This window comes from Pseudomonas sp. NBRC 111127 (assembly GCF_001320345.1).
In the GTDB taxonomy this organism is placed as follows: Bacteria; Pseudomonadota; Gammaproteobacteria; order Pseudomonadales; family Pseudomonadaceae; genus Aquipseudomonas; species Aquipseudomonas juntendi.
In genome coordinates this window covers 1-12906 of sequence record NZ_BCBD01000156.1, presented here as the reverse complement: position 1 = coordinate 12906, position 12906 = coordinate 1, and the positions used below count along the sequence as shown (strand labels likewise).

The 12906-nt window shown below is 61.9% G+C and carries 13 protein-coding genes and 1 rRNA gene; 2 read left to right on the top strand and 12 right to left on the bottom strand.

Annotated elements, in window-relative coordinates:
• Together APH30_RS22175 and APH30_RS22170 are read right to left on the bottom strand one after the other, a co-directional pair.
• Positions 1-127, bottom strand: a 127-nt coding sequence (locus APH30_RS22175; RefSeq protein ID WP_177333773.1) for a prepilin-type N-terminal cleavage/methylation domain-containing protein, incomplete at its 3' end; no start/stop codon positions are given.
• Complete coding sequence (locus tag APH30_RS22170; protein WP_009682085.1) at positions 124-306, bottom strand: prepilin-type N-terminal cleavage/methylation domain-containing protein; 183 nt, start codon at positions 304-306, stop codon at positions 124-126. The genes APH30_RS22170 and APH30_RS22175, both read right to left, overlap by 4 nt.
• A 110-nt stretch (positions 307-416) precedes the next feature.
• Between APH30_RS22170 and APH30_RS22165 the strand changes: the two genes are divergently transcribed.
• Positions 417-905 carry a GspH/FimT family pseudopilin gene (locus tag APH30_RS22165; RefSeq protein ID WP_054913781.1) on the top strand — a complete coding sequence of 163 codons (489 nt, stop codon included), beginning with the start codon at positions 417-419 and terminating at the stop codon, positions 903-905.
• Between the two features lie 60 nt (positions 906-965).
• Here the strand turns inward: APH30_RS22165 and ispH are convergent, their stop codons facing one another.
• From ispH to murJ, 6 genes are all read right to left on the bottom strand, one after another.
• A complete protein-coding gene (gene ispH / locus APH30_RS22160) occupies positions 966-1913 on the bottom strand; it encodes a 4-hydroxy-3-methylbut-2-enyl diphosphate reductase (RefSeq protein WP_029886696.1) in 948 nt (315 codons plus the stop codon).
• Positions 1914-1927: 14 nt separating this feature from the next.
• Positions 1928-2365 carry an FKBP-type peptidyl-prolyl cis-trans isomerase gene (fkpB, locus tag APH30_RS22155; protein ID WP_009682083.1) on the bottom strand — a complete coding sequence of 146 codons (438 nt, stop codon included), beginning with the start codon at positions 2363-2365 and terminating at the stop codon, positions 1928-1930.
• Positions 2358-2873, bottom strand: coding sequence for a signal peptidase II (gene lspA / locus APH30_RS22150; RefSeq protein WP_003247609.1), 516 nt, complete (start codon positions 2871-2873; stop codon positions 2358-2360). Before lspA ends, fkpB begins: the two co-directional genes overlap by 8 nt.
• On the bottom strand, positions 2866-5697 hold the full coding sequence (gene ileS / locus APH30_RS22145) for an isoleucine--tRNA ligase (RefSeq protein ID WP_054906125.1): 2832 nt from the start codon (positions 5695-5697) through the stop codon (positions 2866-2868). The genes lspA and ileS overlap by 8 nt, the downstream gene beginning before the upstream one ends.
• Positions 5694-6644 carry a bifunctional riboflavin kinase/FAD synthetase gene (gene ribF, locus APH30_RS22140; RefSeq protein WP_009682081.1) on the bottom strand — a complete coding sequence of 317 codons (951 nt, stop codon included), beginning with the start codon at positions 6642-6644 and terminating at the stop codon, positions 5694-5696. The genes ileS and ribF overlap by 4 nt, the downstream gene beginning before the upstream one ends.
• Before the next feature lie 118 nt (positions 6645-6762).
• On the bottom strand, positions 6763-8301 hold the full coding sequence (murJ, locus tag APH30_RS22135) for a murein biosynthesis integral membrane protein MurJ (protein ID WP_054913780.1): 1539 nt from the start codon (positions 8299-8301) through the stop codon (positions 6763-6765).
• Between the two features lie 250 nt (positions 8302-8551).
• On the opposite strand from murJ, the gene rpsT reads away from it, so the two are divergent.
• Positions 8552-8830, top strand: a complete 279-nt coding sequence (gene rpsT / locus APH30_RS22130; RefSeq protein WP_003247625.1) for a 30S ribosomal protein S20 — start codon at positions 8552-8554, stop codon at positions 8828-8830.
• A 149-nt stretch (positions 8831-8979) separates the two neighbouring features.
• On the opposite strand, the gene APH30_RS22125 is transcribed toward rpsT, so the two are convergent.
• From APH30_RS22125 to rrf, 4 genes are all read right to left on the bottom strand, one after another.
• A complete protein-coding gene (locus APH30_RS22125) occupies positions 8980-11280 on the bottom strand; it encodes a PqiB family protein (RefSeq protein ID WP_054913779.1) in 2301 nt (766 codons plus the stop codon).
• Positions 11273-11896 carry a paraquat-inducible protein A gene (locus APH30_RS22120; protein ID WP_054913778.1) on the bottom strand — a complete coding sequence of 208 codons (624 nt, stop codon included), beginning with the start codon at positions 11894-11896 and terminating at the stop codon, positions 11273-11275. The genes APH30_RS22125 and APH30_RS22120 overlap by 8 nt, the downstream gene beginning before the upstream one ends.
• Entirely contained in the window at positions 11883-12542 is a 660-nt protein-coding gene (locus tag APH30_RS22115; protein WP_009682077.1) for a paraquat-inducible protein A, read from the bottom strand. Before APH30_RS22115 ends, APH30_RS22120 begins: the two co-directional genes overlap by 14 nt.
• A gap of 223 nt (positions 12543-12765) precedes the next feature.
• Positions 12766-12881 (bottom strand): 5S ribosomal RNA (gene rrf / locus APH30_RS22110).
• Positions 12882-12906 lie beyond the last annotated feature (25 nt).

The window sequence follows — 12906 nt, the reverse complement described above, 5'->3', positions numbered from 1 at the left end:
CGCCTTGCAGCCGCCAGGCTTGGTGCACGGAGGCGAACAGCTGGCTGGCCGCCACCAGCACCATCAACCCGATGGTCAGCGCCAGCAGCAACTCAAGCAAACCAACACCCGTTTGCCGGCGCCTCATCGCCGTGCCCTTTCAAGCTCACTGTGTGCCGCCATTGCCGCCTGCCCATCGCGGCGCGCACTGTCTGTGGCTTGCAAGGCCTGCAGTTGCAGCCCCGCAGCGGCGAACATGCCCACGGCCACGACCACCACCGCCAACAACACCTCCAGCAGCGTCATGCCCTTTTGCCATGCGTGCATCCCTGCACCTCCTGCGATTTTTCCCGCTATTGCCTTCAACTTGAGCGACTGGACCTCCTGCCCAGCCACCGAGAAGCTATTAGCGAAGCACTTCCTGGGAGGAATGCACGGTGAAGCAACGTGGGGTAACACTGATACAGATGTTGTCGGCCTTGGCTGTGGCGACGTTGCTGACGCAGATCGGCCTACCGGCCTACGCCAGGATGAGCGATGACCTGCAGCGGGCGGCGGTGGCGCGCGACTTGGCCCAGGCACTGCGTAGCGCCCGTAGCCACGCGCTGTTGCAGGGGCAACCGGTGCTGGTGCAGGCGCTGGATGGCAATTGGGGAAATGGTTGGCGTGTAGCCCTGGAGCACAACCGGCAGGTACTGCGTGAGCAGCGCCTGGCCAGGCCGCTGGTAATCGTCGGCAACAGCGACGAACAGTTCAAGTTCAGTGCCCTGGGTGTGCCAATGAAGCTGGGCAACGGCTGGTTCGCCATCACCCTGGAGGTGTGCGAGCGCTCGTCGGCCAGCAGCCGCCACCAAGTGGTGATGGCCTCTTCAGGGAGGGTCAACTTGCTGGCTGAGCACCGCGACAATCAGCGCTGCCCCGGCTAACGCGCTTATCGAGCAGCCTTGCGTCGCGCAAGGCCGCTCGTGCACCTAAGCCCCGGCCGGTCAGATCAGCGAGCGAACCCGCAGCTCTTTGGGCATCGAGAACGTGATGTTCTCTTCCCGCCCATCCAGCTCTTCAGCGCCGGTAGCACCCCAGGCCTTGAGCTGTTCGATCACACCACGCACCAGCACTTCCGGGGCCGACGCACCGGCGGTGATGCCGATACGCGCAGCCTGGTCGAACCAGCCGCGTTGCAGGTCCTCGGCGCCATCGATCAGGTAGGCCGGGGTGCCCATGCGCTCGGCCAGCTCGCGCAGCCGGTTAGAGTTGGAGCTGTTCGGGCTGCCAACCACCAGCACTACGTCACTTTCATCGGCCAGTTGCTTGACGGCGTCCTGGCGGTTTTGCGTGGCGTAGCAAATGTCGTCCTTGCGCGGGCCACCAATGTTCGGGAAGCGCGCACGCAGGGCGTCGATCACACGGCTGGTGTCATCCATCGACAGGGTGGTCTGGGTGACGAAAGCCAGGTGGTCCGGGTCGCGCACCTGCAGCTTGGCCACGTCTTCCTCGTCTTCGACAAGGTAGATGGCGCCACCGTTGCTGGGGTCGTACTGGCCCATGGTGCCTTCGACTTCCGGGTGCCCTTCGTGGCCGATGAGAATGCACTCACGGCCATCGCGGCTGTACTTGGCGACTTCGATATGCACCTTGGTCACCAGTGGGCAAGTGGCATCGAACACTTTCAGGCCACGGCCAGCAGCTTCCTGGCGCACAGCCTGGGAAACACCGTGGGCACTGAAGATGACGATGACATCATCCGGCACCTGGTCCAGCTCCTCGACGAAGACGGCGCCACGGTTGCGCAGGTCTTCGACGACGAACTTGTTGTGCACCACTTCATGGCGCACGTAGATCGGCGGGCCGAAGACTTCCAGCGCGCGGTTGACGATCTCGATCGCCCGGTCGACCCCCGCGCAGAAGCCGCGAGGGTTGGCGAGTTTGATTTGCATGCTCGGCTCCAGGCTTACAGGGCCTTCACCTCGAGGATCTCCACCTCGAAAGTCAGGGTCTTGCCAGCCAGTGGGTGATTGAAATCGATGGTCACCTGGTCGTCGTCGAACGCTTTGACCACACCTGGCAGTTCGGCGTTGGCGGCGTCGTTGAAGATGATCAACAGCCCGTCGGACAGCTCCATGCCTTCGAAGTTGGACCGCGGCATGACTTGCACGTTTTGCGGGTTGGGCTGGCCGAAGGCATTTTCTGGCGCAACCTGCAGCGTACGCTTGTCACCGGCCTTGAAGCCGAACAGGGCGTTCTCGAAGCCCGGCAACAGGTTGCCATCGCCTACCTTGAAGGTTGCCGGGGCCTTGTCGAACGTGCTGTCTACGGTGTCGCCGTTTTCCAGGTGCAGCGCGAAGTGCAGGGTGACTTCGGTGTTCTGGCCGATACGGGTGTCAGTCATGGACCGGATCCTCGGACTTCTTGCTCTTGAACATATCCAGCGCCAGCATTACCGCACCAACGGTGATGGCGCTGTCGGCCACGTTGAAAGCCGGGAAGTAGTGGCGGTTCTGCCAGTGCACCAGGATGAAGTCGACCACATGGCCCAGCACGATGCGATCGTACAGGTTGCCGATCGCCCCACCGAGCACCAGCGCCAGCGCCACGGCCAGCCAGGTTTCATTGCGCCCCAGGCGCTTGAGCCACACCACCAGCACTGCGCTGACCACCACGGCGATCAGGGCGAACAACCAGCGCTGCCAGCCGGCGCCGTCGGCCAGGAAGCTGAACGCGGCGCCGGTGTTGTAGGCCAGGGTCCAGCTGAAGTAGTCAGGTATGACGACGATCTGCTGGTACATGGTCAGGGCGTTGTTGAAATACAGCTTGGTGGCCTGGTCGATGACCAGGACCAGCAAGCTCAGCCACAGCCATGCGAGGCGCCCGAAGCGGCCCGCTGCAGGGTTAGGCATAGTGGCGCACCTCACCCGAGCCGGTCAGGTTGTCGACGCAACGGCTGCAGATTTCCGGGTGCTCCGGGTGGCTGCCGACGTCGGCACGGAAGTGCCAGCAACGGCCGCACTTGGCGTGGCCGGACTTGACCACCTGCAGTTTCAGGCCCTCGACTTCGGTGGCAACCGCTTCGGCAGGGGCCTGGGCAAATGGCACCACGCTGGCAGCGGAGGTGATCAGCACAAAGCGCAGCTCGTCGCCCAGCTTGCCCAGGTCGGCGCTCAGGCCCTCATCGGCGTACAGGGTCACTTCAGCCTGCAGGTTGCCGCCGATGACTTTGGCGGTACGCTGGTTTTCCAGCTCCTTGTTGACCGAGGCCTTCACAGCCATGACGCGGTCCCAGTAGCCACGGTCCAGCTCGGTGCCTTCCGGCAGCTCGCTCAGGCCCTGGTACCAGCCATTGAGCATGACCGACTCGTTGCGCTCGCCCGGCAGGTACTGCCAGATTTCGTCGGCGGTGAACGCCAGGATCGGTGCGATCCAGCGCACCAGCGCTTCGCTGATGTGATACAGCGCAGTCTGGCAGGAACGGCGGGCGACACTGTTGGCGCCGGTGGTGTACTGGCGGTCCTTGATGATGTCGAGGTAGAAGCCGCCCAGCTCCTGCACGCAGAAGTTGTGCACCTTGGAGTACACGTTCCAGAAACGGTACTCGCTGTAGTGCTCTTCGAGTTCGCGTTGCAGCAACAAGGTGCGGTCCACGGCCCAGCGGTCCAGCGCCAGCATGTCTTGCGGGGCCAGCAGGTCGCGGGCCGGGTCGAAACCGGACAGGTTCGAGAGCAGGAAGCGTGCGGTATTGCGGATACGCCGGTAGGCGTCGGCGCTGCGCTGCAGGATCTGCTCGGAAACGGCCATTTCACCGGAATAGTCGGTAGCCGAAACCCACAGGCGCAGGATGTCGGCGCCCAAGGTGTTGTTGACCTTCTCCGGCTCGATGGTGTTGCCCAGCGACTTGGACATCTTGCGGCCGTTTTCGTCCACGGTGAAGCCGTGGGTCAGCAGCTCGCGGTACGGCGCATGGTTGTCGATGGCGCAACCGGTCAGCAAGGACGAGTGGAACCAGCCGCGGTGCTGGTCGGAGCCTTCCAGGTACAGGTCGGCGCGCGGGCCGGTGGCGTGGCCGATGTTGTGGGAGCCACGCAGCACGTGCCAGTGGGTGGTGCCCGAATCGAACCACACGTCGAGGGTGTCGGCGATCTTGTCGTACTGCTCGGCCTCAGCGCCCAGCAGTTCGGCAGCGTCCAGCTTGAACCAGGCTTCGATGCCCTGCTGCTCGACGCGCTTGGCCACTTCTTCCATCAGTTCGACGGTGCGCGGGTGCAGCTCGCCGGTCTGCTTGTGCAGGAAGAACGGAATCGGTACTCCCCAGTTGCGCTGACGCGAAATGCACCAGTCTGGGCGGTTGGCGATCATCGCGTGCAGGCGTGCCTGGCCCCAGGCCGGAACGAACTTGGTTTGCTCGATGGCTTTCAGCGCGCGCTCACGCAGCGGCTCGCCGGTAGTCGGCTGCTTGTCCATACCCACGAACCACTGCGCGGTCGCGCGGTAGATCAGTGGGGTTTTATGGCGCCAGCAGTGCATATAGCTGTGGCTGATGGTTTCGGTGTGCATCAGCGCACCGACTTCACCGAGTTTCTCGACGATGGCCGGGTTGGCCTTCCAGATGAACTGGCCGCCGAAGAATGGCAGCGACTCGACATACACACCGTTGCTCTGCACCGGGGTAAGGATGTCATCGTTGACCATGCCGTAACGCTTGCAGGTGACGAAGTCGTCTTCACCGTAGGCTGGCGCGGAGTGCACCACCCCGGTACCGGCGCCCAGCTCGACGTAGTCGGCCAGGTACACCGGCGACAGGCGGTCGTAGAGCGGGTGACGGAAGTTGACCAGCTCCAGCGCCGCGCCTTGGGCGGTAGCGATGACCGAGCCTTCCAGGTTGTAACGCTTGAGGCACGACTCGACCAGCTCTTCAGCCAGCACCAGCAGGCGCTCACCGGTGTCGACCAGGGCGTAGGTGAACTCGGGATGGATGTTCAACGCCTGGTTGGCTGGAATGGTCCACGGGGTGGTGGTCCAGATCACGATGGCGGCAGGCTTGGCCAGCGACGCCAGGCCGAAGGCGGCAGCCAGCTTGGCTTCGTCGGCAACCGGGAAGGCCACGTCGATGGTCTGGGATTTTTTATCGGCGTACTCGACTTCCGCCTCAGCCAGCGCCGAACCGCAGTCGAAGCACCAGTTCACCGGTTTCAGGCCCTTGAACACGAAACCTTGCTTGACCATTTCGGCCAGGGCACGGATTTCACCCGCCTCGTTGGCGAAGTTCATGGTCTTGTACGGGTTGTCCCAGTCACCCAGCACGCCCAGGCGAATGAACTCGGTCTTCTGCCCTTCGATCTGCTCGGCAGCATACTCGCGGCACAGCTCGCGGGTGCGGTCGGCCGACAGGTGCTTGCCGTGGGTAACCTCGACCTTGTGCTCGATCGGCAGGCCATGGCAGTCCCAACCCGGCACGTACGGCGCGTCGAAACCGGCCAGGGTCTTGGAACGGACGATCATGTCCTTGAGAATTTTGTTCAGCGCATGACCGATGTGAATCTTGCCGTTGGCATAGGGCGGGCCGTCGTGCAGGACGAACTTTGGACGATCCTTGCCAATTTCGCGCAGCTTCTGGTACAGGCCAATGCTGTCCCAGCGCTGCAGGATCTGCGGTTCGCGCTGAGGCAGGCCGGCCTTCATGGGGAAGGCGGTGTCCGGAAGGTTAAGCGTGGCTTTGTAGTCGGTCATTTCAGGCTCTTCGTTAGCGGTTGAGCGTGCCAATGTGCACGTGCGGCGGCGATATCCGCATCGATCGCCGACTTCAGCGCCTCCAGGGAGGCGAATCGCTGCTCTTCACGCAGCTTGTGGTGGAACTCCACCGTAAGGCGCCGGCCGTAAAGGTCGCCGGCATAGTCCAGCAGATGAATTTCCAGGTGCGGGCGCCCATCACCGGCAACGGTGGGGCGCACGCCAATGTTGCCGACACCCGGCCAGGCCTTGCCGTCGATTTCGATGCTGGCCAGGTAGACCCCGGACAGCGGTACGCGGCGGCGCTTGAGCTGGATGTTGGCAGTGGGCGTGCCAAGCTGGCGAGCCAGCTTCTGGCCGTGCAACACACGGCCGGTAATGCGGTACGGGCGGCCCAGCAGGTGCTCGGCCAGCTCGAAGTTGCCGTCGGCCAAGGCCTGGCGCACTTCGGTGCTGCTGACCCGCAGGCCGTCCTGAATCACGGTGTTGGCAGCCTCGACGGTAAAGCCATATTGCTTGCCGGCCTCGACCAGGAAGGCGAAGTCGCCGGCGCGGTCGCAGCCAAAGCGGAAATCGTCGCCCACTTCGAGGTGACGCACGCCCAGGCCATCGACCAGGATGGTCTTGACGAACGCATCGGCGCCGAGCTTGCTCAGGCGCTGGTTGAAGGCCAGGCACAGCACCCGGTCGATGCCTTCGGCGGCCAGCAGCTCGAGCTTGTCGCGCAGGCGGGCCAGGCGCGCAGGTGCGGTATCGGGCGCGAAGTACTCGCGCGGTTGCGGTTCGAAGACCACCACGCAGGTCGGTAGGCCCAAGGCCTGGCCGCGCTCGCGCAGGCGCGCCAGGATTGCCTGGTGGCCACGGTGAACCCCGTCGAAGTTGCCAATGGTGGCGACACAGCCCCGGTGCTCGGGGCGCAGGTTGTGAAGACCTCGAACCAGCTGCATAACGCGCTTCTTGCTCATAAAGTGGCCGATTATAACCACACCCGGGCGCCGGTGACAGGCAGCAGCGCCCAGGGGCGGCGTGGAATGCGAAAAACCGACGCCTGACCCGCAGGTAGCCCTAGTGCAAGGCCTTGCGAGCGAAATGCCGGGGGCGGAAACCGCACAGGAACAAACAGCCGAAATAGGTCACGACCCCCGCCACGATCAGCACGCCGAGGCGCATGAAGCGCTGCAGCATGATGCCCTGCTCCCAGGCCGGCATGTAGTGCATGCCCACCAGCAGCACTGCCGACATCAGCGCCACGGCCAGCACCAGCTTGGCCAGGAACATCGGCCAGCCCGGCTGCGGCTCGAACAGGTGCTGACTGCGCAGCTTCCAGAACAGCAAACCGGCATTCAGGCAGGCACCCAGGCTGATGGCCAAGGCCAGCCCGGCATGCGCCAGCGGGCCGACCAGGGCCAGGTTGAACAGCTGGGTGCAGACCAGGGTGAAGACCGCGATCTTCACCGGCGTGCGGATATTCTGCTGCGCATAAAAGCCGGGTGCCAGTACCTTGACCAGAATGATCGCCAGCAAGCCCACCGAATAGGCCATCAGCGCCCGCTGGGTCATGGCGGCATCGAACGCGCTGAACTTGCCATACTGAAACAGCGCCACGGTCAGCGGCTCGGCCAGAATGGCCAGTGCCAGGGTGCACGGCAACACCAGCAGGAAGCACAGGCGCAGGCCCCAGTCGAGGATCCGCGAATACTCCTCGCGGTCCTTGTTGGCGTAGGTTTTGGCCAGGGTCGGCAGCAGGATGGTACCCAAGGCCACGCCCAGCACGCCGGAAGGCAGCTCCATCAGGCGGTCGGCGTAATACATCCAGGATACCGAGCCAGCCACCAGGAACGAGGCGAAGATGGTGTTGATGATCAGCGAGATCTGGCTCACCGATACCCCGAGAATGGCCGGCAGCATCTGCTTGAGCACCCGCCACACGCCGGTATCGCGCAGGTTCAGGCGGGGCAGCACGAGCATGCCGATCTTTTTCAGCGCCGGCAACTGGTACAACAGTTGCGCCAGGCCACCGGCGAGCACCCCCCAGGCCAGGGCCATGATCGGTGGATTGAAGTACGGCGTGAGCAGCACCGCGAACGCAATCATCGCCACGTTGAGCAGGGTCGGGGTAAAGGCCGGTACCGAGAAACGGTTCCAGGTATTGAGGATCGCCCCGGCCAGGGACGACAGGGAGATCAGCAATATATAAGGAAAGGTCACCCGCAACAGGGCCGTGGTCAGTTCGTACTTTTCCGTGCTGTCGACAAACCCCGGGGCCGTGGCCCACACCACCCAGGGTGCCGCCAGGATGCCGATGGCGGTCACCAGCGCCAGGACCAGGGTGAGCAAACCGGTGATATAGGCAACGAAAGTGCGGGTCGCCTCCTCGCCTTGCTGCGTCTTGTATTCGGCCAGGATCGGCACGAAGGCCTGGGAGAATGCACCTTCGGCGAAAATGCGCCGCAGCAGGTTGGGCAACTTGAAAGCGATGAAGAAAGCGTCGGTGGCAATGCCGGCACCGAAGATACGCGCCAGAATGGTGTCGCGAATGAAGCCCAGCACCCGCGAAATCATGGTGATCGAGCTTACTGCAGCCAGGGATTTGAGCAGGTTCATCGAAAAGATTCACGCCAATGACAGAGGACGCTGCCAGACAGCATCCGAATGTGCGATACTCCCGCGCCTTCGCAGGGGAGCCAAAAATTCCCGAGTGTACAGGTCGCGCAGCAGAAAGGAATCTTTCCCGCTTGTTGGCGCACCGCTCGGCGGAACCTTGCAGGTGGCCTTGACATCCGCTCGACTGATCGGCATGATTCGCGGCCTATTTTGTTTGCTATTTACCTAAAGTCTTTCGAGGAGCTCGACGGTGGCCAACACACCTTCCGCCAAGAAACGTGCAAAACAGGCTGAGAAGCGTCGCAGCCACAACGCCAGCCTGCGTTCCATGGTCCGCACCTACATCAAGAATGTAGTTAAAGCCATTGACGCAAAAGACGCTGAAAAAGCACAAGCCGCTTATGTTCTGGCTGTCCCTGTAATCGACCGCATGGCCGACAAAGGTATCATCCACAAGAACAAGGCTGCTCGTCACAAAGGCCGTCTGAATGGCCACATCAAGGCGCTGAAAGAAGCTGCAGCTGCCTAAGCGACGTTAAAGTCGAAAAGCCGACCCTAGGGTCGGCTTTTTGTTGCCTGCGATTTGGGCATGCGCCAAGGTGTAACCGCAATTTTGCAGGGGCGGCCTTGGTCGCCACCGGGCTGCAAAGCAGCCCCAGTGACTGTGTTTGCCTGCTGTTACTTGCCTATCTGAATCTTCGGCGCCCATTGCAGCCACTCGTCCTCGGCCTTGTCGAACAAAGCGAAGGTCTGCTGCGGCCTGGCCGGGTTACCCATCCGCTCGCCATCCGGCGTCGCGAAGGCGATGCCACCATCGATCACGGTTTCCAGCGACTCGGTGCGCACGGTCGCGCCTTTGAACAGCCCCCAGTCGAAGCCGAAGCCGCTGGTGTTCCAGAAGCGGCTGCCACTGCGCACCAGCGCGGCATAACGCGGCTCGATCAGGATATGGATCAGCACGCGGTCAGCACTCTGCCCAAGCTCGAAGCCTGTCACCTTACCCACGGCTACCTCGCGGTAAGTAACCGGTACCCCAGGCTTGATCGAGCCACGGCGTGGTGCACTGAGGGTCAACGGCAGGCCGACCTCTGGCCCTGCCACCTGCGGCGCCTCGGGCAGCGCAATGAAGTCACTTTGCGGCCCGCGGTCTTTGGTAGCCGGCTGCACTTCTAGGTACTGGCCGGTCACCAGGGTATCCAGGTTCTCAGTGCGCACCAGGCCAAACGCAGGTTTGACTACCCAGAACTGCGTCCCGGCCCGGGCGATGCGATTTGCCGCTTCGGTGATACGCGCCCGCAGCAGCACCGCCTGCAGGTCATTGGTCAAGTCGACGCTCTCGATGCTGCCCACATCCAGGCCCCGGAAGCGAATCGCTGTGCCTGGCTTCAGGCCATCCGCGCGGTCGACACGGATGGTGATCAAGGTGCCCGCACGGTTCACCGCCTCTTGGCTCTCGTGCAGCCGGAAGCGCGGAATGTGCCGCTTCAGCGGAACATCCGCACGCGGCGTGTCGAAGGCAATGCCACCGGCCATCAGCGTTTGCAGCGACTCACTTTTCACCTTGATGCCCGACAAGCCGCCAGTCAGGGTAATACCGCTGGCGTTCCAGAAGCGCGACGAACCGTTGACCAGTTTTTCGTATTCTTTCTCGATGTGCACACCAATGAGGATGCGGTTACTGTTGCGGGCGAACTGATAGCTTTGCACGCTCCCCACTTTCACCTGGCGATACATCACCGGGCTGCCGACCTCCAGCGAACCGAGGGTGTCGGCGAACAGCACCATGTGCAGGCCAGGAGCCTTGAGGTCCAGCGGCGGCGCCTTGGCACGCGCCTCGAACTCGCGCTCTGGCCGCGCGCCCTTTTCGCCGGGGCGAATGGCGATGTAGTTACCTTTTACCAGCGCCTCCAGCCCCGTGATACCCGCCAGGGAAATCGAAGGCTTGACCACCCAGAACTGGGTCCCTTCCACCAGGTAGTCCTCGGTGAGCGGGTCCAGTGTCAGCTCGGCCGAAGCGCTGGCCAGGTTGTCTTCCATCTTCAGCGTTTTCAGCGAGCCAACCTGGATGCCTTTGTACATGACCGGGGTACGACCCGCCTGCAGGCCTTCGTAATCGGTAAGCTTGACCTTGACCCGGATCCCCGCCTGAGCTGCATCGAAGTCTTCATACAGGCGGAATGGCAGGCTGGGGTCGGTTGGCGGGCTGTCCTTGCGATACTCCGGGGTTGCAAAGGCGATACCCCCGGCAACGATGCTCGACAGCGACTCGCTACGCACTTTCACACCCGAAAGCGAAGCGTCGATGCTTACTCCGCTGGCATTCCAAAAGCGCGTGTGTTTGCGCACCAGGCTGGCGTAAGCTGGCTCGATGAATACTTTTACCTCCACCGTGCTCTGGTCTTCGGACAGGCGATAACTCTTCACCCGGCCGACCTGGATCTGTTTATAGAACACTGGGCTGTCACGGTTGAGCGAACCTAGCCGTTCAGCCTTTAGCACAAGATGCAGGCCAGGTTCGCTGTCCGACAGCGGCGGCGCCACCTTCAGCGCGGTAAAGCGCTTGGTAGGCTCACCTTCGCCCGGGCTGACTGCGATGTAGTTACCAGACACCAGGGTTTCCAGGCCTGAAATGCCCGCCAGGCTGACACTGGGCTTCACCAGCCAGAAGCGCGTCCCCTTGGTCAGATGCGGCTCCGCATCCTTGTTCATTTCGATCGTGGCGATAACACCCTGGTTCTCACCCTCGGCATCGAGCACCAGGCTCTTGACCTTGCCAACCGGCATCCCTTTGTAGATCACCTCGGTCTTGTTGGCGACGATCCCGTCGCCCGACTCGAAGCGCACTTCAATCTCCACACCGGCCTGGCGGTAAGCCTGCCAAGCGAGCCAACCACCGATCATCAAGGCGATCAAAGGCAGGATCCAGATGGCCGACCAGTTCGAGGCTGGGCGGGTTTTAGCCGTTGGCAGGTCACTCATGGTCGTCATCCGACTCCGTGTTATCCCAAATCAGTCGGGGATCGAAAGTTAAAGCAGCAAACATTGTCAGGATCACCACAGTTGCGAAGGCGACGGCGCCCAAATTGGCTTCGACACTGGCTATTCGGCCGAAATTCACCACTGCCACGAGAATGGCAATGACGAAGATATCCAGCATGGACCAGCGCCCGATGAATTCGATGAAGCGGTACATGAATATCCGTTGCCGGGCCGAAAGCGGCTGCCGCCGTTGTACGGAGTACAGCAGCAAACCGATGCCTACCAGCTTGAAGGTCGGCACCAGGATGCTGGCAATGAACACCACTGCAGCGATCGGCACCATGCCGTGCTTGAGCAAGGTAATGACCCCGGACATGATCGTGTCCGGGCTGCCTTGGCCGAGGGTACTCACGGTCATGATGGGCAACACGTTGGCCGGAATGTACAGAATCGACGCGGCAATCAGCAGCGCCCAGGTGCGCACGATGCTGTTCGGACGCCGCGCATGCACTACAGCGCCACAACGTGTGCAGCTTTGCGATTTACTGTCCGGCGCCTGCCGGTTCAGCTCATGGCATTCATTGCAGACCAGAATGCCCGCATCAATCGCCCGCATGCAGGTCCTCCCCCGATAGCGCACTCCAGATCTGGTGCGGTGACATCACCACTTCCAGCCAAACCTGGATCAACAACAGGCTGATAAAACAGAACAACCCCAACCCTACGGTCAATTCAGCCAGGTCGACCAGCTTGACGATGGCCACCAGTACACCCATGAAATAGACCTCGAGCATGCCCCAATCGCGCAGGTGGTGATAGATACGGTAGAACAGCAGGCCCAAACCGCGCCCCACATTCAGGCGAATACTCAGCAATACAGCCAGTTGGCACAGCAACTTGGTTAATGGAATAGCCATGCTGCAGAGGAAGACCACCACCGCCACGCCACGCATTTCCGAGTTGTACAGGCCTAGCACACCACTCCAGACAGTATCGTCAGACGTTTGGCCAAGCAGGTGCAGCTGCATGATGGGCAGAAAATTGGCTGGCACGAACAGCAACAAGGCCGTCAGTACCAGGGCCAGGCTGCGATTGACCACATTGTGCCGGTGAGCATACAGCTCGTAACCGCAGCGCGGGCAGAGGGCCTTTTCACCGTGTTGTAGCACGGGCTTGCGCAGCAGCAGGTCACATTCGTGGCAGGCCACAAGCTCTTCCAGTGGCAACCGGGCCAGCGATTCAGGTTCGACGGGATTGGACATAGAGTGCTTCTGAATAGGTGCGTGGGCCTATTCTAGTGTTCTGGCTCGAATTGTGGGAGCCGGCGTGCCGGTGAAGCGCACGGCGCGGTGAATGGCACCGGCTGCGCCGGTGTTCGCGGGCACGCCCGCTCCCACAGGGATTGTTGTAAGGCCAGGGGACTTTTTTGGAGCACAAAGACAAAACCCCTACCTGCATGCGCAGATAGGGGTTTTGCGAAATGAATCTTGACGATGACCTACTCTCACATGGGGAAACCCCACACTACCATCGGCGATGCATCGTTTCACTGCTGAGTTCGGGATGGGATCAGGTGGTTCCAATGCTCTATGGTCGTCAAGAAATTCTGTAGCCAGAATGTCCAAA

Bases quoted from the DNA above. Each gene is read 5' to 3' on its own strand.
- APH30_RS22170 (WP_009682085.1), bottom strand. From the start codon at position 306: ATGCACGCATGGCAAAAGGGCATGACGCTGCTGGAGGTGTTGTTGGCG.
- ispH (WP_029886696.1), bottom strand. From the start codon at position 1,913: ATGCAAATCAAACTCGCCAACCCTCGCGGCTTCTGCGCGGGGGTCGAC.
- fkpB (WP_009682083.1), bottom strand. From the start codon at position 2,365: ATGACTGACACCCGTATCGGCCAGAACACCGAAGTCACCCTGCACTTC.
- lspA (WP_003247609.1), bottom strand. From the start codon at position 2,873: ATGCCTAACCCTGCAGCGGGCCGCTTCGGGCGCCTCGCATGGCTGTGG.
- ileS (WP_054906125.1), bottom strand. From the start codon at position 5,697: ATGACCGACTACAAAGCCACGCTTAACCTTCCGGACACCGCCTTCCCC.
- ribF (WP_009682081.1), bottom strand. From the start codon at position 6,644: ATGCAGCTGGTTCGAGGTCTTCACAACCTGCGCCCCGAGCACCGGGGC.
- murJ (WP_054913780.1), bottom strand. From the start codon at position 8,301: ATGAACCTGCTCAAATCCCTGGCTGCAGTAAGCTCGATCACCATGATT.
- APH30_RS22125 (WP_054913779.1), bottom strand. From the start codon at position 11,280: ATGAGTGACCTGCCAACGGCTAAAACCCGCCCAGCCTCGAACTGGTCG.
- APH30_RS22120 (WP_054913778.1), bottom strand. From the start codon at position 11,896: ATGCGGGCGATTGATGCGGGCATTCTGGTCTGCAATGAATGCCATGAG.
- APH30_RS22115 (WP_009682077.1), bottom strand. From the start codon at position 12,542: ATGTCCAATCCCGTCGAACCTGAATCGCTGGCCCGGTTGCCACTGGAA.